General features: G+C 55.8%; 18 protein-coding genes. 10 read left to right on the top strand and 8 right to left on the bottom strand.

Features of this window, described 5'->3' with window-relative positions:
* Positions 1 to 3: 3 nt before the first annotated feature.
* Entirely contained in the window at positions 4 to 291 is a 288-nt protein-coding gene (gene gatC / locus DW133_RS05840; protein WP_118275712.1) for an Asp-tRNA(Asn)/Glu-tRNA(Gln) amidotransferase subunit GatC, read from the bottom strand.
* Between the two features lie 207 nt (positions 292 to 498).
* On the opposite strand from gatC, the gene DW133_RS05835 reads away from it, so the two are divergent.
* Positions 499 to 1,761 (top strand): septal ring lytic transglycosylase RlpA family protein, encoded by a 1,263-nt coding sequence (locus tag DW133_RS05835; RefSeq protein WP_118275711.1) that lies wholly within the window; start codon positions 499 to 501, stop codon positions 1,759 to 1,761.
* Between the two features lie 13 nt (positions 1,762 to 1,774).
* Positions 1,775 to 2,029, top strand: a complete 255-nt coding sequence (locus DW133_RS05830) for a hypothetical protein (RefSeq protein ID WP_118275710.1) — start codon at positions 1,775 to 1,777, stop codon at positions 2,027 to 2,029.
* Between the two features lie 45 nt (positions 2,030 to 2,074).
* Here DW133_RS05830 and ilvA read toward each other — a convergent pair whose 3' ends face one another.
* A complete protein-coding gene (gene ilvA, locus DW133_RS05825; RefSeq protein WP_118275764.1) occupies positions 2,075 to 3,616 on the bottom strand; it encodes a threonine ammonia-lyase, biosynthetic in 1,542 nt (513 codons plus the stop codon).
* Positions 3,617 to 3,898: 282 nt separating this feature from the next.
* On the opposite strand from ilvA, the gene DW133_RS05820 reads away from it, so the two are divergent.
* Positions 3,899 to 7,825 (top strand): DUF3683 domain-containing protein, encoded by a 3,927-nt coding sequence (locus DW133_RS05820; RefSeq protein WP_118275709.1) that lies wholly within the window; start codon positions 3,899 to 3,901, stop codon positions 7,823 to 7,825.
* Positions 7,826 to 7,876: 51 nt separating this feature from the next.
* A complete protein-coding gene (locus tag DW133_RS05815) occupies positions 7,877 to 8,323 on the top strand; it encodes an HIT family protein (protein ID WP_118275708.1) in 447 nt (148 codons plus the stop codon).
* Between the two features lie 40 nt (positions 8,324 to 8,363).
* Here DW133_RS05815 and DW133_RS05810 read toward each other — a convergent pair whose 3' ends face one another.
* The 3 genes from DW133_RS05810 to DW133_RS05800 form a co-directional block, all read right to left on the bottom strand.
* Positions 8,364 to 8,936, bottom strand: a complete 573-nt coding sequence (locus tag DW133_RS05810) for an SPOR domain-containing protein (RefSeq protein WP_199588819.1) — start codon at positions 8,934 to 8,936, stop codon at positions 8,364 to 8,366.
* 113 nt (positions 8,937 to 9,049) lie between these two features.
* Complete coding sequence (locus tag DW133_RS05805; RefSeq protein WP_158571129.1) at positions 9,050 to 9,817, bottom strand: type III pantothenate kinase; 768 nt, start codon at positions 9,815 to 9,817, stop codon at positions 9,050 to 9,052.
* Positions 9,814 to 10,638, bottom strand: coding sequence for a biotin--[acetyl-CoA-carboxylase] ligase (locus tag DW133_RS05800; RefSeq protein ID WP_118275763.1), 825 nt, complete (start codon positions 10,636 to 10,638; stop codon positions 9,814 to 9,816). The genes DW133_RS05805 and DW133_RS05800 overlap by 4 nt, the downstream gene beginning before the upstream one ends.
* A 33-nt stretch (positions 10,639 to 10,671) precedes the next feature.
* Here DW133_RS05800 and DW133_RS05795 point away from each other — a divergent pair, with 33 nt between their 5' ends.
* The 6 genes from DW133_RS05795 (at position 10,672) to lipA (ending at position 15,401) form a co-directional block, all read left to right on the top strand.
* Complete coding sequence (locus DW133_RS05795) at positions 10,672 to 11,301, top strand: alpha/beta hydrolase (RefSeq protein WP_158571128.1); 630 nt, start codon at positions 10,672 to 10,674, stop codon at positions 11,299 to 11,301.
* Positions 11,302 to 11,424: 123 nt separating this feature from the next.
* Positions 11,425 to 12,573, top strand: a complete 1,149-nt coding sequence (locus DW133_RS05790) for a D-alanyl-D-alanine carboxypeptidase family protein (RefSeq protein WP_158571127.1) — start codon at positions 11,425 to 11,427, stop codon at positions 12,571 to 12,573.
* A 12-nt stretch (positions 12,574 to 12,585) separates the two neighbouring features.
* The gene (locus DW133_RS05785; RefSeq protein WP_118275703.1) at positions 12,586 to 12,873 is read left to right on the top strand and encodes a YbeD family protein; all 288 of its coding nucleotides are present in this window, start codon (positions 12,586 to 12,588) and stop codon (positions 12,871 to 12,873) included.
* Positions 12,870 to 13,538 (top strand): lipoyl(octanoyl) transferase LipB, encoded by a 669-nt coding sequence (gene lipB, locus DW133_RS05780; protein ID WP_233542128.1) that lies wholly within the window; start codon positions 12,870 to 12,872, stop codon positions 13,536 to 13,538. Before DW133_RS05785 ends, lipB begins: the two co-directional genes overlap by 4 nt.
* Positions 13,531 to 14,463 (top strand): 1,4-dihydroxy-2-naphthoate octaprenyltransferase, encoded by a 933-nt coding sequence (gene menA / locus DW133_RS05775; RefSeq protein ID WP_118275702.1) that lies wholly within the window; start codon positions 13,531 to 13,533, stop codon positions 14,461 to 14,463. Before lipB ends, menA begins: the two co-directional genes overlap by 8 nt.
* 2 nt (positions 14,464 to 14,465) lie before the next feature.
* Positions 14,466 to 15,401: a lipoyl synthase gene (gene lipA, locus DW133_RS05770; protein WP_369907937.1), complete on the top strand. Its 936-nt coding sequence runs from the start codon at positions 14,466 to 14,468 to the stop codon at positions 15,399 to 15,401.
* Positions 15,402 to 15,493: 92 nt separating this feature from the next.
* On the opposite strand, the gene DW133_RS05765 is transcribed toward lipA, so the two are convergent.
* From DW133_RS05765 to DW133_RS05755, 3 genes are all read right to left on the bottom strand, one after another.
* Positions 15,494 to 16,189 (bottom strand): BON domain-containing protein, encoded by a 696-nt coding sequence (locus DW133_RS05765; protein ID WP_118275701.1) that lies wholly within the window; start codon positions 16,187 to 16,189, stop codon positions 15,494 to 15,496.
* A 35-nt stretch (positions 16,190 to 16,224) separates the two neighbouring features.
* On the bottom strand, positions 16,225 to 16,935 hold the full coding sequence (locus tag DW133_RS10180) for a hypothetical protein (RefSeq protein ID WP_147408881.1): 711 nt from the start codon (positions 16,933 to 16,935) through the stop codon (positions 16,225 to 16,227).
* 744 nt (positions 16,936 to 17,679) lie between these two features.
* On the bottom strand, positions 17,680 to 19,719 hold the full coding sequence (locus tag DW133_RS05755; RefSeq protein WP_118275699.1) for an FAD-dependent oxidoreductase: 2,040 nt from the start codon (positions 19,717 to 19,719) through the stop codon (positions 17,680 to 17,682).
* Positions 19,720 to 19,723: the final 4 nt, after the last annotated feature.

Below are 19,723 nucleotides of genomic sequence, written 5' to 3'. Positions count from 1 at the left end.
CTTTTACTCGATAACCTGCGGCACGAGGAACAGACCTTCAAATTCTTCCGGGGCGTTCTTCATGTTTTCTTCGCGGTTGTTGCCAAAGACCACCTTGTCTTCGCGCAAACGCTGCACACCGTCGTGCGGATGCATCATCGGCTCGACCCCTTCCGTGTCGACAGCCTGAATCCGTTCGATCATCTTGAAAATATCGTTCAATTCGGCCTGCATGCGCTGAGCGGCTTCTTCGTTGATGCCGACGTGCGCAAGCTCCGCAATACGATAGACATCGTCCAAACCAAGGGACATACCTGTGCTTCCTTCTTAGAGGGCGGAAAAAATTTTCAGTAAATGTGGAAATTTACCGCTTTTTCAAAGGTTTTTGTCGACTTGCACGCAAAGAACAGCAACAAAATTGACTCCTATGCGTCGACTCGCGTCCTGAGAACAGAGCGCCGAGTGAGCTATAGTTGATCGATTGACTTCCTTCCGAGCCTTTTACGTTTGCGCTGATTCATGTCCAAGACGAAGCTTTTCCTGCAGGGCCTCACGCTCTTTGCGCTGGCACTTTCGGCCGGCTGCTCATCGTCGAACCCTAACGGCTACTACGAAAACGACGGACCTCCCGGGCTTTTCCAAAAGAAGATTTTTCCCTGGGGCGGTAGCGAAGTAAAGCTCAAGGTCGAACAGCCCAACAAATGGGCCAATCGACCCTACACTGTCATGGGCAAGCGCTACTACCCAGTTACGGGTGACAAAGCAATGAATCAGGTCGGCACGGCAAGCTGGTACGGCAAGCAGTTCCACGGCAAGAAGACGGCCATCGGCGAGGTTTACGATATGCACGCCATGACGGCGGCACACCCCACGATGGAGCTGCCGAGCTTTGCCAAGGTCACGAACCTGGAAAACGGTCGCTCAGTGATCGTGCGTGTCAACGACCGCGGCCCCTTCCTGCACGGCCGCATCATTGACTTGAGCTATGCAGCGGCCGTCAAGCTCGGCTACCAGAAAAAAGGCACGGCCCGCGTGCGAGTGGAACGCATCACGCGCCGCGATATTGCTGCGGGTCGGATTCCGTCCACAACGGCCGATAACGCCGTGCTCGTTGCATCAAGCTCCAAAAAGAGCACTACGGCTCCGGCTCAAACCCGCACGGCTTCAGCCGCTCCTCGCCAAACGCAGACGACCACCTATCGTCAGAGCACGACGCAGCTGACGCAAACCTATGAACCGGCACCAGCCCCGGCTGCCGAGCAAACGGTAACGCCCGCTGCAAAACCAGCTCCTATTCCGTCGGCTCAACCCCGTGCCGTTGCCGCCAATGAAGGCACTCTCGTCAGCGACACGACTGCGCACAACTCCAAATATGACGATCAGGTCTACGTGACGCTCTCCATTCCGGTCGAAAACGCCGAGACGCCGCCCGAAGAACAGACGCCGGTTCAGAACGACGCAATGGGCGCGCTGATCGCTCAGCAGGAGACCGCGCCCGCTCAAGCTCCGGCCGAAGTATTGCCCTCCGCCATCCCCGCTGCTTCAACCGGATCTTGGTCCGTGCAGATCGGCGCCTACGGCGTGCAGGAAAATGCCAAGCAGGCTGCCGCCCACGCCGAAATGATGCTTGCCTCGGTACAAAACGCTCAGGTGCGTGTGGTCGATACGGGCAAAGTGTGGAAAGTGTTGTCGGGCAATTTTGCGTCCAAGGACGAAGCCAGTCAATTCGCCCGTACCGTGACGCAGGCACTCGGCTCACCGGCTTTTGCCGTCGCGCAATAACAAAGGAAACGATATGAGACGCGACCTTGTGGTTCAGGTCATCGTACAGTACGACGACTTTTGGGAAAACTTCGCCACGCCTTTTGAAGCCGAAAGCTTCATCAACAGCAATCTCGATGAACTCGATCTGCCGGTGATGGTTCGCCTCGAAGACATGAAGGGCAACGTCAAGTGGTACTACGACCTCGTCGAGGACGAAGGCGGCGTCTACCGCCTGGTCGATCGCGAGTGCGAGTCACCGCACCTCATCCGCGTGGGCTCCAACTGAAAACGGGACGCCCGTGCGTCCCGCCCTCGTTGTCAGTTTGACCTGTCAGCTTAAGAAGAACCGGCAGGCCGGATTGTCCGTCTCATCCCAATAGCGATAGCCGAGCGTCTTTAGGAACTGCTCAAAGAGCTCGTTGTCCTGAGGCGGCACCTGGATGCCGGCAAAGACACGTCCGAAGTCCGCACCGTTATTGCGGTAGTGGAACAAGGAAATATTCCACTGCGGCGCAAGAGAAGTCAGGAACTTCATCAATGCGCCCGGTCGCTCAGGAAATTCAAAGCGATAGAGCTTTTCGTTGACGGCCAGTTTGCTGTGTCCGCCCACCATATGGCGCAAGTGCAGTTTCGCCAGTTCGTCGTGCGAGAGATTGAGCGCCGGGAACCCTTCGGTTTTGAGCGCCTTTTCGATTTCTTCCACGTCGTTGGCATTGGTTGTCTGCACGCCCACGAAAATGTAGGCGTCCGTGTTGTCGCTCATGCGATAGTTGAATTCGGTCACGGCGCGGTTGCCGAGAAGTCCGCACAGACGACGGAAAGAGCCTCGCTCTTCGGGAATCGTTACGGCGAACACAGCTTCGCGGTCTTCGCCGAACTCAGCGCGTTCGCAAACAAAGCGCAAGCGATCGAAGTTCATGTTGGCGCCGGACGTGATCGCCACCAACGTCTTGTTGGTCACGCCCTCTCGGCGAGCCCAGGCCTTGAGACCGGCAAGCGACAACGCACCCGATGGTTCCACGATCGATCGCGTGTCTTCAAAAACGTCCTTGATGGCCGCACAGATTTCATCGCTATTGACCAGGACAATGCCGTCGAGGTTTTCGCGGCACAAGCGAAGCGTTTCGTCGCCCACTCGCTTGACGGCCGTACCGTCGCTAAAAAGACCCACGTCGTCGAGCGCAATGTTTTCACCGGCTTTAAACGAGCGATCCATAGCGTCGGAATCGACAGTTTCCACGCCGAAAACCTTGATTTCCGGATAAATGGCCTTGATATAGGTCGCCACGCCTGCCGCAAGACCGCCCCCGCCGATCTGAACAAAGATCGCGTCGGGACGCGTGCCGTCGGAGGGCTGATACTGGCGCAGGATTTCCATGCCGATCGTACCTTGACCCGCAATCACGTACGGATCATCGAACGGATGCACAAAGGTGAGTCCCTCTTCGACCTGCATCTTGACGGCATGCGCAGCCGCATCCGAAAAGCTTTCTCCAACGAGCACCACCTCGCCGCCCAGATTGCGGACAGCCTCCACTTTGAGCGCAGGTGCCGTCACCGGCATCACGATCACCGCGCGACAGCCCAGGCGCCGAGCCGCCAGGGCCACACCCTGCGCGTGGTTGCCCGCGGAAGCGCAAATCACGCCGCGAGCGCGCTCTTCGGCGCTCAAATGCACCATCTTGTTGAAAGCGCCGCGAAGTTTGAAAGAAAACACCGGCTGCGTGTCTTCGCGCTTCAAAAGCACTTTGTTGCCGATTCTCAGCGAAAGCCGTTTGGCTTCATCAAGCGGCGTTTCACGCGCCACATCGTATACGCGGGCCGTGAGGATTTTGCGCAGATACTCCTGGCGATCCAATTCTGTCTGTGTCATGCCTATCCCTGTTTTTTGTTTGTTTTTATTCGCTTCTGACAAAGCGTCCTTCAATATACGACTGTTTTTTGCTTTTTGCCGCACCGCATCATTCGGCTTTTTGCTCAAAACCACCGCTTTTCCGCAACCGTTTGTTGCGTTTCCTAGTCACTCTTCTTTAGCGAACAATCGACGTCAGCCTATACAATGGGAGAACTTATTATCTTTTCTGCGCCCTTTGTCAGACGGCCGTACCCCGGGATAATTCCGGCCGCCCTCCGAGGGCCCTCCGAGAACAGCCTCATGCAAATCGAAAACAGCGCGGCAGGCATCGAAGCCAAACCCGACGCCGTCGAACGCATCCGCGAAATTCCGTACAACTACACCTCGTTTTCCGATCGAGAGATCGTATGGCGTCTGCTGGGCAAGGAAGCCGCCGTCATTCTCGACGAATTGCGTGACGAGCGCCGCACGGGCCGCAGCGCCCGCATGCTTTTTGAGGTGCTGGGCGACATCTGGGTCGTCAACCGCAATCCGTATCTGCAGGAAGACCTCCTGAAAAACGCCTCTCGCCGCAAACTTCTCATCGAAGCGCTTGAACACCGACTGCGCGAAATGGACAAGCGCCGTAATCCGTCGGCTGCCGAACGCGACGTTAAGGTGCAAAAGCTCATGGCTGCCGCCTATAAGGCTGTGCGCAAATTCGAGTCGAGCTTCGAGCGCACCAAAGCGCTGAGAGCCCGCTTTAAGCGCGCGCTCAAAAACTGTACGGCAGCAGACAACATTCGTTTCGATCCCTTCATGCGCGCCGCGCACGTCACAGACGCCACGGACTTGCGCATCGAATATCCGTTCGTGGTGATCACACCCGACAGCGAAAAGGAAATTCCGTCGCTCGTGCGCACCTGCATTCAGCTCGGTCTGGTCATCATTCCGCGCGGCGGCGGCACCGGTTACACGGGCGGTGCCGTGCCGATGACCGAAATGAGCGCGGTGATCAACACCGAAAAACTCGATTCGATCAGCCGTGCACATCAGGTGCATCTACCCGAATGCTCGCTGGGCCTGGTCCCTGTGATCGACACGGGCAGCGGCGCCGTGACGCGCCGCGTGACCGAAGCCGCCGCGCTTGACGACTACATTTTCTCCGTGGATCCGGCCAGTGCCGACAGCTCCACCATCGGGGGCAACATCGCGGAAAATTCCGGCGGCAAGAAGGCTGTGCTCTGGGGCACGGCCGTCGACAACATCGCCAGCTACCGCATGATCACAGCCGACGGCAATTGGATGGAAGTCGAGCGCCTGGATCACACCTGCAGCAAGATTTCGCCCCAAGCTGACGTCCGTTGGCGCATCACCGTCAAGGACGGCCGCACGGCCGACCCTGAAAAAGCGCGCGTGTTAAGCACTCGCGATCTTGTCACACCCGGCAGCATCTACCGCCGCAAAGGTCTCGGCAAGGATGTCACCAACAAGTTCCTTGGCGGGCTGCCTGCGGTTCAAAAGGAAGGCACCGACGGCATCATTACTTCGGCGCGCTGGATTCTGCACAAGATGCCGCCCCTGACTTACACGGTCTGTCTGGAATTTTTCGGCGCTGCCACGCTTGCGGGCAAAGCAATTTTGGAAATTTCCAACTTGCTCGGCAATGGCTACAAAGGTTGTATGCTCGCCGGCCTCGAACACCTTGACGACCGCTATCTGAAAGCGGTTCACTATCCGGTCAAGAGTAAGCGCGGAGACTATCCCAAGATGGTGATTGTGGGCGACATCGTCGGCAGCGACGAAGCCGCTCTCGAAGAAGCCGTCGGCCGCGTAATCGACCTTTGCACCAAAGTCAACGGCGAAGGTTTTATCGCCAAAACACCCGAAGCGCGCTTTGCCTTCTGGCACGAACGCAGCAAGACGGCGGCCATCAGCGCACACACCAACGCCTTCAAGCTCAACGAAGACGTGGTGATTCCGCTCGACAAGATCGGCGAATACACGCTCGGCTGCGAAACGTTCAACATCGAGTGCTCGATCGACAACAAGCTTGAAATGCTCGATGCGCTCGAAAACTACCTGCACGGCTACATTTCGCTCGGTAAACCTTCGCTGACGGCGGGCGTTCCTAAGGAACTTCTGTTGGAAGCCACCGTTCCTCAGGCGCTCAAACTGGTGCAGTCCGTCCGCGCACGCTGGCTTTACCTGCGCCATCACTTCGACGACAAGGTTAGCGAACAAACCGAAAAGCTTGCCGCTTTGGGGCTCACGCTGCCTGCCGCCGTGCTGCGCAAATACCGCAGCAAGACGGTCTTTGACCTCATTTACGACCGCACGGTACGCGTGTCCTGGAAAAAAGAGGTGCGCGCCGAACTCTTTCAGATCTTCCCAGGCGACGCCTTTGAAAAAGTACGCGCCGAAATTGACGCCATTCACGCCCGCGTACTGCGCGGACGCGTGTTCATTGCGCTGCACATGCACGCCGGTGACGGCAACGTGCACACCAACGTGCCGCTTAACTCCGACAACCAACGCATGATGCAAAAGGGCGTCGAAGCCGTTCACCGCGTCATGGCTCTGGCCAAGTCTTTGGGTGGCGTCATCAGCGGCGAACACGGCATCGGGCTCACCAAGATCGAATTTCTGGATTCCGAAAAACTCGTACCCTACACTGAGTACGTGCATCAGGTGGATCCGCAGCGGCACTTCAACCGCGGCAAGCTGTCCAAAGACATTGATCTGCGGATGCTCTACACACCGAGCTTTAACCTGCTCGGCGCTGAATCGCTCATCATGCAGCAGACGCAGGTCAAGGAGATTAGCGACGCCATCAAGAACTGCCTGCGCTGCGGCAAGTGCAAATCCAAGTGCACGACACACGTGCCGCGCGCAAGCCTTCTGTTCTCGCCGCGCAACAAGATCATCGCAACAAGTCTGCTGATCGAGGCGATTCTCTACGAAAGCCAGACGCGCCGCGGTTTGTCCGACCTGCATCTCGAAGCACTCGAGGATCTTGCCGACCACTGCACATTGTGCATGAAGTGCCGCACCCCCTGCCCCGTCAAGATCAACTTCGGCGAAGTGACTATCCTGTTGCGTGCCCTTCTGGAGCGCTCCGGCAAAGCTTCCATGCCGATGGCCAAACGCGCCGGCATGAAGTTCCTGGAACTGAGCAACCCGCGCACTGTTGAGTGGGCCCGTAAAGGTCTCGTCAACATGGGCTTTAAGGCCGAACGCATGGCGCACGACATGCTCGCCGCCGCGGCACGTGCGCAATTGAGTCATCCGACGCACACGATCGGCAGACCCGGTATCGTCGAACAGACCGTCACGCTCGTCAACCGCAAGCTGCCCTCGCCACGCATGAAACAAACCATGCGGGCCGTGCTGGGCATCACCGACTCAGCCGTTGCGCCCATCATCCGCAAGCCACAGGCAAAGGATGCCGAGGCCGTCTTCTACTTCCCGGGATGCGGCAACGAACGTCTCTACCCGGAAGTGTCCCTGGCTGTGTTGGCGCTTCTGTACGAAGCCGGTGTGCAAACAGTGCTTCCGCCCAAATTCATGTGCTGCGGCTATCCGCAGCGCGGCGCAGGCGAACTCGCCAAGGCCGACGCCATCGTCACGGCCAACCGCGTGCTCTTTCACCGTCTGGCCAATACGCTCAACTATCTGGACATCAAAACCGTCCTCATTTCCTGCGGCACCTGCCTCAAGCAGCTCAAGGACTACCATTTCGAAGAAATTTTCCCAGGCTGCCGCCTGATGGATGTTCACGAATACCTGCTGGAAAAAGGTATGAGCGTCACCGGTGCCGACAACGTGCGCTACATGTACCACGATCCGTGCCATACGCCGTTTGCAGCGCCCGTTCCGGTCAAAACGGTCAATGCTATTTTGCACCCGGCCGACGGCAGTACCGTGCTGCAGACCGACACCTGCTGCGGCGAATCGGGCACCTTTGCCGTCGCGCGTCCGGACATCGCCACCCAAGTACGGTTCAAAAAAGAGGAGAACATTCTCAAGGTAAAGAACGTGCTGTGCGCACAGCGTGACCGCAGCGCCGTCAAAATTCTCACGACGTGTCCGGGATGTCTGCAAGGCATCAGCCGCTATTCGGACTCAACCGGCACGCAGGCCGAGTTCCTCGCGGTGGAATTGGCTCAACTCAAACTCGGCAGTCAGTGGCTGTCTCGTTTCGTAACTCAGGTCACCGCCGAAGGCATCGAGCGCGTTCTCGTTTAGAATTGCCCTCCTTTATCTCTGCGGGCTCCTTGCGGAGCCCGACTCGACACTATGGTAAACGACTGTCCTCTTTGTAATCCTGTTGACGAACGCGTGATTTGGCGCGGAAAACTCGTTCGAGTCATTGACGCGTCCGACGATGACCTACCCGGATTTGTGCGCGTGATCGTCAAGCGCCATGCCGCCGAAATGGTGGATCTGACTGCGGAAGAATCCGCAATGGTAAGAAAAGCCGTTCGTCTGTGCGAACTGTGCATGCTCGAGACCATGCACCCGGACAAGATCAATCTGGCCAGTCTCGGCAATATGGTGCCGCACGTGCACTGGCACGTGATCGCTCGCTACAAGGATGACGCCTTCTTCCCGGACTCCATCTGGTCACCGCGCCGCCGCACCTGTCCTGAGGAAGTGCTCGAAGAGCGCCGCGCCAAAGCAAAGATCATGCTTGAAAAGCTTCCCTCTTTGCTGACGTCGCTTGAAAAAATCTGTCCAGAATAAAAGAGACGCAACGGTTCGGAACTCAGTTTCCGGACCGTTTTCATTTCTGGTAGAAGCTGCAGTTTTGAATTTCCGTTCCCTGCCAACGCTTCCAGATGGCGAACAAAGCCTGACGCTGATCTTCGGTCAAGTTTCGGAACACCAGATCGACCTTGTCGGAAGGTTCACCCAAGCGGTTTGTAACGCGCAACCCCTTCACGTCGGGCGCCTTTTTATCGTTGATCCACGCTTGCGCTTGTTCCTTACTTTCAAAAGTCTCGATTTCCACCCCGTAGGACAGGGCGCCGCTCAGAATCGGGCGAACGTTTTTGTAGCCTTGCTGACGGAACTGCTTGACGAAAGCGCGAACCGCGATGTCATTGCTGTAGGGTCCAAGATAAACGATCCACCGATCAGGCAAGAACCGATCCGAGATTTCAGCCTTTTGCAGCAGACCTCGCTGTTTAAGCGTTGACCGAACCGCAATCATCTGCCGTCCTTCAAAAGGACCCCAAACAAAGCAGTCCGCATCAATGGGCGTACCGGAAATGCGGGCGTTCTCGTCGCTCTTTCGTGCTTCAATCGTGGCCAGCACAAGTTCAGGCACGTCGACCTTGAGCTTAGTTTCCGCCACCAGGTCAACCGTCGGTTGACGCGACTGGTCGTACAAAAACCAACCACAGGCACACAAAGCCAGAAGAAGAACAAAGTTGACGAAATAACGCACCGTCTGCCCCCGCTAAGCGCCTACCGATTCGTGGCGCGCATGGCCAAACCGCGCAGCACCAGGTTGTGCTTGATCACGGCCTGCGGATACTCCTGCATGATGTAGGGCGCAAAAAGAGGCGCGGCGCCCCCTGCAAACAGCAGACAAGGATCGTCAAAGCCCATCTTGCGAAGGCTTGCGAGCGAACGATCAACGATGCCCAGATGCGCTTCGAGCACGGCAGTGGTGATCGCGTCTGCCGTGTTGGTCGGAAAATCCGAACGCACACCGATGCGCCCCGGCCGGCAACGAGTCTTCGTCAACAGCGCTTCGGTCATCATGGAGGGCCCCGGCAGAATGCGTCCGCCGATAAAGGCCTGCGTCTTATCGTCTTCTGGGATCACGACGTCGGCCGTCGTGGCCGTACCGATGTGCACGACCAAAATCGGGCGGTTGGGATAAAGCGAAGCGGCGCCGATCACGGCGTGCCAACGGTCGCTGCCGAGCTGCTCGTAATTGTCGTACTTGTTGACAACGGAAAAATCACGCCCTTGAAACACACGCTCGGAGTGCAACCAATCCCACTTAATGCCGTGCGCGTTGAAAAAGCGCGTGATGTTGAACGCAAACTTTTCGCTCGAGACCATGCATCCGACGACGCGCTCGGGTTTTAAATTGAGCCATTTATGCAGCAATTCGTCAGGCACCACATCGTTGCCGCAATGCACGTAGGCATGCGGCTCCTCGGGCTTGTTCGAAGTCGCCCATTTGAGAGCCGTGTTGCCAAGATCCAAAAGCAGAGCCGTCACTGTTTTTCTCGATTTGTTAAAAGCGGTCGAATGCGAGCGTCCGCATATGTTCTCGTGCATCCGAACTCGTCGACAAACAAAAGCTCGCCGCCGTCTCCGATACCCGCCGTTTGCCCATGAAGCACTTCTCCCGAAGGCAACATCAGTTCCGCGGGCTTTCCCGCCAAAGCGTCAAGTTGCGGCCAACGAGCCTGAAGCTCGGTGATCAAAGTCGGAGAAAAGGACCGGCAAACGCGTTCGATGGCTGAGCTCAAACAAGCCGCCGTCCGGACACGAAGATCTTCGAGCTTTTGCACGTCAGGCAATTGCACGAGCACGGCCGCTGCCGGCACGTCCGTCGTCGGAACACCGATTTTACCGAGACACATATTAACGCCGATACCTACGACCGCATGCAAACGATGCGCACGGTTGCGCACAAGTTCGCAAAGAATGCCGGCGGCCTTGCCGTTGCCGATCCAAAGATCGTTGGGCCACTTAAGCCTTACGTCGGGGTTGAGTTTCCAAAGAGATTCGGCACAAGCCGCCCCCACGACCGGAGACAGTCCCGAGAGGTCGCTTTCTGAAACGGAAAGCGGTACGCCGACGGTCAAAAGAACCGATGCGGCCGGTGCCGTCCAACGACGGCCGCGGGTGCCTCGTCCTGCCGTCTGCCGATCCGTCACCAAAGCAACGGCTATATCTTCATCGGCCTTTTTCACCCACTCCTTGACATCGTCGTTGGTACTGGCGGTCTCTTCAACCCAGTGCGCCTCAAGACAACTTTGAGCCTCAAGCAGTGCCGAAGAGAAAGACTTTTGTTTTACCCAATTACAATGCATGGTTCAGATCAGAAAATGAACTGCCTTCGAAAAATGACCAGAACGCATACTACACAAACCGCCGGTGAAGCCGGCCTTATCGAACTCGACATCGATTTTCCCGATGTCTGCACCCAAGGCATCGCCTTTTTGGCGCATCCGATCACCACGCAAGGCGGCAGCAAAGATCACAAAGTCATCACCACCATGGCCAAGGCTCTGGTTTCGGGCGGCTGGCTCGTCGTACGACCCAATTGCCGGGGTGCCGGCCGCAGCGAAGGTGAATACAACGCAGGCCCCGGAGAAGCCGCGGACTTTTTGCGCGTCATCGACGCCGTCTTTGAAATGCGTGAAGTTGCCGAAGCGCTTCCCGTCGGAGGCCGCGCTGTGTTCGGCGGCTTTTCTTTCGGCACCTACGTCATGAGCCTGGCTGCACAGATCCGTAAACCCGCCGCTATGATTTACGCGGGCCCGGCCGTTCATAAATTTGACATCGTTCACCCGGGCTGCCCCGCGTTCGTCGTTCATGCGCAAAACGACGAATTGGCACCGCTCAACACGGTTCTGTCCTGGGCCAACCTCAACAATCTGACGGTGGACGTCATTCCCGCCACCAACCACGTTTTTGCCAAGAAACTGCCGCAATTGAGCCGCGTTTTCTCACAATTCGTTGCTTTACTCTGAGACCACTCCCGCTAAAATCGTCGCATGCGAATTTTCTGCAATTTTTTCATTGCTCTAGCCGGATTTTTCAGTCTCTTCACCGTTTCACCCGCCGTATCCGCGGCGCCCGGCAAAGACCCTGTCATGACATCCTCGCCCGAAGCGTGGGTGCTCGTTGATGGCATCAGCGGCTTTGTGATGAGCGCAAACAACAAAGATAAAGCGCTTTCCCCGGGGGAACTGGTTCATCTGATGGTGATCTATACGGCGCTTGACGCGGTCGCAGGAGACAAAAACGCACTCAGTGCGCCGGTGTCCATTACTGCCGCCGATGTAATGCGCTCGAGCAACTCACGCCGCCTTTATCTGGTGCCGGGCGAGCCGCATCCTCTGAGAACGCTTCTGCACAGCATCGCTGTCACGGGCGCCGAAGATGCGGTGCTTGCCGTGGCCGCGCACTTTGATAAAGAAGCAAACGCTTTTGCCCGCCGCATGAATGAAACGGCAGAAAAGCTCGGTTTACACCAAAGCCGCTTCGTCTCGCCAATGGAGCATGCCGACAACCGCATGAGCGCGCATGATCTGGCGCGTCTGGCCATTGCAGTAAAAAAACGCTTTCCGCAGGCCTACCAGTGGTTTTCCGAAAAGGAGTTCGTCTTTACGACGCACAGTCTGCGCAACCGTAATCAGTTGCTGTGGCGAGGCGCTGGCATCGACGGCGTCATGAGCAATGCCAACAATACGTCCGTAATCGGCAGCTGGCATCGAGACAGAAACAAAAACGTCATGCCTCGCGACGTGATCGCCGTTTTGTTGGGCGGACAAACGTCGGATCTGACAACGGCCGACGTACAGACGTTGCTGCGTCACGGACGTCTGGAATATGAAACGTTGCGGCTTTTTCCGGCCAATACGCTTGTCACCAAAATCGACATCCTGACCGGTAATCGCGAAAAGCTTGAAGTCGGCAGCGCCGATGCGATCTGGGTGACAGTTCCCCGTCAGGATATCGTCTCGCGCGGTCTAGGTGGCTTTACAACGCAGTTTGAGTACATGTCGCCTGCCGTCGCCCCGGTCAAGACCGGCGAAGTGGTCGGCAAACTGCGCGTCTACTTTCAAAACAAACACATAAATGATTTTGATCTGGTCGCCATGCACGACGTTGGTCCGGGCAGTTTCCTGAGCCGTTTCGTCGACTCCGTTCGCCTGCGCATGAAACCTGCCGACAATCAAAACCAGCCGGTCGCAGTCGAAGTTCGACGTGAAGATACGGCAAAAAAGACTCAACCTTGATTATTTGAGCCAATGACTGACAAACAAAACCTCATTGAAGAACAGGATTCCCTAATTGAATTTCCCTGCGACTTTCCCATCAAAGTAATGGGTGCCTCCGTCCCGCATTTTGCCGAGACAATCGGAGCGGCCGTGCGTGAATTGGTACCCGACTTCGATCCGACAACCATCACGGAACGAAAGTCGACCGGCAATAAGTACACGGCGCTCACCGTGACGGTGCGCGCCACCAGCCGAGCGCAGCTCGACAGCATTTATCTGATGCTGACCTCTCATCCGCTTGTCAAAATCGTGCTGTGACGGTCAGCACCCCCATTGTTCGGGATTTGGGGCTTGCACAGTACGAGCCCGTCTGCGAAGCCATGCGCGTGTTTACACGGACGCGCACGCCGGAAACACCCGACGAAATCTGGTTTGTCGAGCATCCGGCCGTCTATACTGCCGGCCGCGATGCCCTGCAGCGTTGCGGCAGCATCGGCGACGTACCTCTGGTACCGGTCGAGCGCGGAGGCGACATCACCTTTCACGCTCCCGGACAAATGGTGGTGTATCCGCTGCTTGATCTACGGCGCCGACATTTGTTCGTCAAGACCTACGTCTCGCTTTTGCTCGAAACACTCATCGACACGCTCGCGGCTTTCGGCATCGAATCGATCCGCCACCCGGGCGCTCCGGGCGTCTACGTCCCGATGCCGGGGGGCATGGGTGAGTTCAGCGGAATCGCTAAAATCGCTTCCATCGGCATTCATGTCAGCCGAGGCTCTACGCTTCACGGCATCGCTCTCAACGTGCACACGGATCTGGCCGGTTTCCGACGCATCGCGCCATGCGGCTACTCGGGATTGCGCGTCACCGATATGATGTCGCTGGGCGCGGATTGCGACTTGGAAACGGTCAAAGGCGAGTATCGACAAAGACTGCTTCGCGCGCTCAACGACATTCAAATTTCATCGAACCATGACTGAAGAAAACATACAGCCGGTGCCAGGCGTCAAACCCGGAAGTTTTGCTGCCTGGTGCGCAAGTTTCCGTCCAAAAACTCTGGGCATCGCCGCTGCCCCCGTCTTCGTCGGCTTGGCGGTAAGTGCCGCCGTGACGCACACGTTCGATATCGTTGTCGCTCTTGCCACACTGGCTCTGTCACTTCTGATGCAAGCCATAAGCAACATGGAAAACGATGCCGGTTACACCAAGCGCAAGGCCGAGCGTAAATCCCGTAAGGGTCTGCCGCGCTCCACCGCCAACGGATGGCTTACCGTGGCTCAGGTTGAGCGCATGATCAAAATTCTCATCGGCGTTGTGGCACTCGATACACTCTTTCTCATCTACGTGGGCGGCTGGGTCATGCTGGCCATTTCGGTGGCTTCGGTCGTAGCCGCCTACGCTTATATGGGAGGTCCAAAACCCATTGCCTACACGCCGTGGGGCGAATTCGTGGTCTTCATCTTTTTCGGCCCGATTGCCGTAGCCGGCACCGCTTACTTGCAAACCGGCATCTGGCAGCCGGAAGCCTTGCTGGCAGGATCCGCCCTCGGCTTCATCGCCTCTGCGGTTTTAGCCGTCAACAATTATCGTGACACGGAGCACGACGCTGAAGTGGGTCGCCGTACACTGGCGGTTGCCCTTGGGCGTCAAGCCATGATCGGCGTGTATTGCGCCCTGCTTTATTCGCCCTACCTGATGGTAGCCGCTGCCATCGTCTACAACCCATCTGTCTTCGGACTGTCGCTGTGCCTGCTTGCACTGCCCCGAACTTTAAAACTGATCGATGAACTGCCCCGCCGCGAAGGCAATGATCTAAACGCCGTCATGTTCGGCACGGTTAAACTCGAGTTGCTCTTTTCATTGTGTCTGACAGTCGGCGGCATTGTCAGTCTCATTCTTCTCTGAGGATTCCCGTGGCAACAGGACGCAGTTTCAAGAAAATATTGAAAATTTCGCGTGAGGCGGCTTCCGACTGCCCCCAACCGCTTCCCAAGCCCGCCTGGCTCAAGGTGAGAGCTTCCGTTGCCGGAGGAGCCGAAGACCCAATTCGCGACATCCTGTCTTCGTATTCGCTCTCCACCGTCTGCCGCGAAGCTTCCTGCCCCAACCGTGCCGAATGCTTCTCGCACGGTACGGCCGCCTTTCTGATTCTCGGGGAACTGTGCACCCGCCGCTGCGCATTCTGCGACTTGGCGCACGGCACTCCCAAGCCTCCCGCCGCCGATGAGTCTCATCGCGTTGCGCAAGCCGTCAAAGCGCTCAAGCTTCGCTATGTCGTCATCACCAGTCCCGATCGAGACGATCTCAAGGACGGCGGTGCAGGACACTTTGCCGCTGTCATTTCGCAATTGAGAAAAAACGTAGAAGGCATTGAAGTCGAGATTCTGGTGCCTGACTTCAAGAAAAAGGAGGACGTCGCGCTGCGGATCCTCTCAGAGATGCCGCCAGATGTCTTTAATCACAACATCGAAACGGTGCCTCGTCTGTATCGAGTAGCACGTCCAGGCGCCTCATACGAAGGCTCCTTGGCGCTGCTCAAGGCGTTTGCCGAGCAAAACCCTCACATTCCCACCAAAAGCGGTCTCATGCTCGGACTGGGCGAGACAGACGAAGAGGTTATGGAGGTACTGCGAGACCTGCGTCTTCACAAGGTAGACCGCGTCACAATCGGTCAATATCTGGCACCGTCCAAAGCTCATTTACCCGTGCGCCGCTATGTCAGACCTCAAAACTTTGACCTTTGGCGTCAGCGGGCTCTTGAGATGGGCTTTAAAACAGCGCATGCGGGCGTCTTCGTGCGTTCGAGCTACCACGCCTCAGACGATAGCCTCAAAGCGCAATAGCGCACGATTTCAACGCGTTTTTGGCAAAAAAGCAAAGCGCCTGCGATTTCCGGTAACCGGGCAGGCGCTTTTTTCGTTTCGGGGACGGTTCGTTAGGAGCCGCTCGGAACTTCTTCCTCGGTTTGCTGCTGAGCAGCCTTGTTTTCCTGATTGATGTTCTTCAGACGTGCCTTGATGCGTTCGGCTGACATCACGTCACACACCGAAATCACGCGCACCACGCCGCTCGTACGGGCAGCAACAGTCATGGCGATCGTATTTTCCTGCGGCGTCACGATACCCATGATGTAAACGATGCCGCGTTCAACGACCACCTTCATCTGGCTCAGGTACACGTTGTCTTCCATCACCATGCGCGAGCGCACCGTCGTTGCCAGCTTGGAGTCGCTGATGCGCTGCGTCCAACTGATGGTCGGTTGAACGGCCAGTTCGTTGACAACGCTGCGGACGTCCAGGCTCTTTTGCACGGTTTCAGTCACGATTCGCTTAGCCTTGAGCGTTTCGATTTCACCGGTCAACAGCACCTTGCCGTCATAGGCGGTCACCGTGATGCGACCTTCTGGCTCTTCGCCTAACTGATCCTTGAGAGCCTGAGTGATTTCATAGCTCAAGCGCTTTTCAATCACACCGTCATTGACAACGGAACCAGCCGAACGACGGTCATTAATGGTCGAAACTGTCGAGACAGTCGCAACAGCCACGCTGCCCACCACAAGAGGCGCACAGCCTACCATGGCCGTCGTCATAGCTGCCGCACACGACAGCACGCAAAGAGTGCGCTTGAACATAATGTGTATTCTCCGATTTTTTTCTGTTAATTTGGTCAGATCGTAATGTCGAAGGCCCGATGCGCAGGTTTCATTTGCTCAATATCGGGCTGCATTCTCAAAAACGGTTGCAGCCAGGCTTCGTTTTTTTGCAGCAAGTCCGCTCTGACTGCCATCTTGTGGTCAACGATTTTCACAACACCGTCACAAATCCAGTCGCGAAAAATTGTATCAATCTGCTCGAGCTGGCAATTCAACAACGTTGCAACAAAGCGACGCGAAGGCGCACAAGGTAATCTAACAAAACTTTTGGCAGGAAACTCCCCGATATTTGTAGTACCGCCCGCCTTCAGAAGAACCGTCAAGAAAACGCCAAAACGCTCGTAAGGAGTTGCTGCCTGGCACACCATCAGTCCGAGGCGTTCGCAAAAGGCGCGTCGAAGAGCGTAACGGTTGAGCTCTTCGTTCCAATTCGGGTCGATTTCGATCACACGAAGGAAAATTTCCGGAGCTACCGTCAACACCTCACAGCGGCAGACAGCCCAATAGCGGCGGGGAAGATTGTCCAGAGCGTCAATCGCACGAGTCGGTACGCCGAAACTGTTTGCTGCGGAAAGCGTCAGCATAAATGGCGAGCTGGCTCCCGGGTTAATCACCCCCTGAGCCAACAACCCGCTTTGAACGAAAACCACGCGCTTGAAAAAAGTCGACGTTCCAATTTGATCGCCTCTCATCAGCACTGTTTTGTGGCCGATGCTGGTGAGCACTCTTGAAATGCCCGGCGAAAGCCTCGGAGCAAACCAGGGCAAAAGCGTGTGAAAGGACATGACAATCGGCTAAAGAAGCATCCGGCGACTCAAGCGCCCTGAGAAGAGATCAAACAAAACCGCGCTAATCCTAGCACAGCGTCTTGTCCGGATTTGACATCAGTATCCACAATATAACGTTAAACCTATACGGCCTGTTTCACTGTTACAGCCTGTGGATAACTTTGTGTACAACAAAAGAACAACCCAAGCCCCTGTGGATAACTTTTCGGTGTTTTCAAAAAGCGTCTTTTTTCTCCACATTCATCCACAACTTATTCACACCCTGTTCAAAACGTTATCCAGACCTTTATCCACACGCTATTGCGTTGTTTTTAAAAGAGATTTTTTACTTACTCACAGAGTTTTCCACTACCTACTTACGACTATTTCTACATAAATATTTTTATTTTTTTGGAACAAAAGAGAAAAGAACTCTGGCTTACTCCCCTTTGGTTATCCAGATCCCCAACTAACTCTCCTTCTTAGATTTTAAGACAAAAAATCCTTTGTTTTCAATGGATTGCCGTTTTTTACGATTCGAGAAGAAGGAAGATTTTTAGGATGAAAATCAGCAAATGTGGAAAAAAGCTTCCTTCAAACCCCGTTTGGAGGGGGATTTTCATCCACAAGCGGACTATGTGAACAACATCCCCCTCTAACCGCGTTTTGAGGTCTGAGTTATTCAGAGGAGAAAAATGAGGATTAAATCGTGCTGGCCTTCTCGTAGACCTGATAGATGATGTCGGCAAAATTCATATAGCCGCGCTCGGTTGAAGCGGCACCGACAATCAGTACTCGATCTTCGCCGGAAAAAAGGCCGACTCGATCTTGCAGATTTGGGGTGCACTCTGAACAAACAACGACATGGTCAATGCGGATGGCCTGACGGTTGCTTCGATCCGGACAATCGGAAATACGCACCGCATGATTGTCAATGAGTTCGATATTGGCTTGCGTGACGCGTTGCGCGCCTCTCATCAGCAGCCAGGTCAGATCCCAGCGGTTATGTGCTTTTTTCAGCAGCTTGTTGGAAATATCGGCATCCAACTCAATGAGATAGAGCTGACGTACGGCACGTTCGATTTCGGGAATCACGCCTAGGACGCCGCCTGCGTGCTCTTTGATGCTGCCGACTCCCCAAGCTTCAAGCCAAGATTCGGCTGATCGCTTGGTTTCCGATTTATTTTCAAGTAGATAGCGGCTGACAGCCAATGCCAGACGACCATTGCCGAGCACGGCAACTCGGTTACCGACCGGGGTGCCGGTAAGCAACTCTTCGTATGTCACAACGTTTGAGGCGTTGATGCCGGCAATGTCGGGAATCTCGGGTTCGCTGCCGGTGGCAATGACGAAACGATCGAAGGCGTCTTCTTTCTTAAGGTCCTGAAGATCGACTCTTTTGTTGTAAATGACGTTAACTTTGTTTAATTTGAGGTCATTTACGAGAAGATCGAGCCATTTATCGTAATTTTCGTTATCTTCGATTGCGCGGACAAAATGGAGCTGTCCGCCTGGTGTCGAGCTCTTTTCAAACAAAGTGACCGCATGGCCTCGGCCGGCGGCGATGCTTGCAAACAGCATGCCTGCCAAGCCGGCACCGATGACGGCAATGCGCTTTGGGGTCGGCGTTTTGACCTTGGCCAATGGAAAGCGCCCAAACTGGCACGGATTGGTGAGATTGAGCAACTTTCTCGTACGCAAAGCGTCCAGTGGAACGCCGCTGTCGTGGTGATCGATCCATGGACGAATTTCGCCTTCGGCGATGCCGAGTTTTTTTCGAATGAAGGAACTGTCACCCAGCAGAGGCGTACTCAGCGAAAAGACCGCGTTGTCGTGCTTTTGAGCGAGATCTTCCAACCGGTCGAAATCCGAGCCGGGATCCGTAAAAAAGACAGGCAAATCGGAAGCTTGCGCAAGTGCTTCATAGGCCGGCACCCAGACGCCTTCAGGAATGGCGTGCGAATGCGTCGGGACTCGTTCTTCGAATCCGTCGACGATGCCGACAAGGTAGTCGGCGCCGGCGATGCGTAGCATCTGAATGAGGCGAAGGATCTCGTCCCATGCTGCACCTTTTGGGGAGAGTTCCATGAGATTGAAGCGAACGCCGAGCGCTTTGTTTTCAGGCAAATTTCGCTTGCAGCTGCGAACTGTTTCCAGCAAAAATCGGAAGCGACCGAGCTGATTGGTTCCCCAGGCATCCTGTCGTGTGTTGATGGCAGGACTCAGAAAGGAAGCGATAAGGGAACGTCCCGAGGCGTTGATTTCCACCGCGTCGAACCCCACGCTGGCGGCGCGTTGCGCGCATTGTGCAAACTGATGTATGGCCTTGCGAATCAGAAATGCGGGGGCTGCATGAAACGATTTTCCGGTGTGTTTGGATACGCCGGGAACGCTTGAAATTGGAAAGAGAACGCCGGCGTCCTGTCCGATGTGGTTGAGCTCTATAGCCACCCGGCAATCAAAGCTCGATACAGCCTTCAGAATGGGGTTGTAGCGACGGAAATCGTCCGAGACAGTAGGCAGAATGTCCGCATTTTGTTTGGCCTGACCGCTAAGAGCCGGAGAAAAGAGTGTCACGAGACTGACGCCGTCGGCAGCGGCTTCAGCGTAGAAGTCAGCTAGGGCGGCTAGGTTGGAAAGGTTTTCCAATCCTGTGTTGATCGGCGCGGACGTCAGCCTGTTTTTCAGGCGCATCGGACCGCAGTCGATCGGTCGAAGTATGTGCTGCCACTGACTGAGCATATGC

It is taken from the genome of Sutterella sp. AM11-39 (assembly GCF_003472385.1).
GTDB lineage: Bacteria > Pseudomonadota > Gammaproteobacteria > Burkholderiales > Burkholderiaceae_F > Duodenibacillus > Duodenibacillus intestinigallinarum.
Note: the sequence above shows the minus strand (reverse complement) of the source record. Positions and strands in the feature narration are given on the sequence as shown.

Excerpts from the sequence above, each read along its gene's own strand:
- gatC (WP_118275712.1), bottom strand. The coding sequence starts at position 291 with ATGTCCCTTGGTTTGGACGATGTCTATCGTATTGCGGAGCTTGCGCAC.
- DW133_RS05835 (WP_118275711.1), top strand. The coding sequence starts at position 499 with ATGTCCAAGACGAAGCTTTTCCTGCAGGGCCTCACGCTCTTTGCGCTG.
- DW133_RS05830 (WP_118275710.1), top strand. The coding sequence starts at position 1,775 with ATGAGACGCGACCTTGTGGTTCAGGTCATCGTACAGTACGACGACTTT.
- ilvA (WP_118275764.1), bottom strand. The coding sequence starts at position 3,616 with ATGACACAGACAGAATTGGATCGCCAGGAGTATCTGCGCAAAATCCTC.
- DW133_RS05820 (WP_118275709.1), top strand. The coding sequence starts at position 3,899 with ATGCAAATCGAAAACAGCGCGGCAGGCATCGAAGCCAAACCCGACGCC.
- DW133_RS05815 (WP_118275708.1), top strand. The coding sequence starts at position 7,877 with ATGGTAAACGACTGTCCTCTTTGTAATCCTGTTGACGAACGCGTGATT.
- DW133_RS05800 (WP_118275763.1), bottom strand. The coding sequence starts at position 10,638 with ATGCATTGTAATTGGGTAAAACAAAAGTCTTTCTCTTCGGCACTGCTT.
- DW133_RS05795 (WP_158571128.1), top strand. The coding sequence starts at position 10,672 with ATGACCAGAACGCATACTACACAAACCGCCGGTGAAGCCGGCCTTATC.
- DW133_RS05790 (WP_158571127.1), top strand. The coding sequence starts at position 11,425 with ATGACATCCTCGCCCGAAGCGTGGGTGCTCGTTGATGGCATCAGCGGC.
- DW133_RS05785 (WP_118275703.1), top strand. The coding sequence starts at position 12,586 with ATGACTGACAAACAAAACCTCATTGAAGAACAGGATTCCCTAATTGAA.
- menA (WP_118275702.1), top strand. The coding sequence starts at position 13,531 with ATGACTGAAGAAAACATACAGCCGGTGCCAGGCGTCAAACCCGGAAGT.
- DW133_RS05765 (WP_118275701.1), bottom strand. The coding sequence starts at position 16,189 with ATGTTCAAGCGCACTCTTTGCGTGCTGTCGTGTGCGGCAGCTATGACG.
- DW133_RS05755 (WP_118275699.1), bottom strand. The coding sequence starts at position 19,719 with ATGCTCAGTCAGTGGCAGCACATACTTCGACCGATCGACTGCGGTCCG.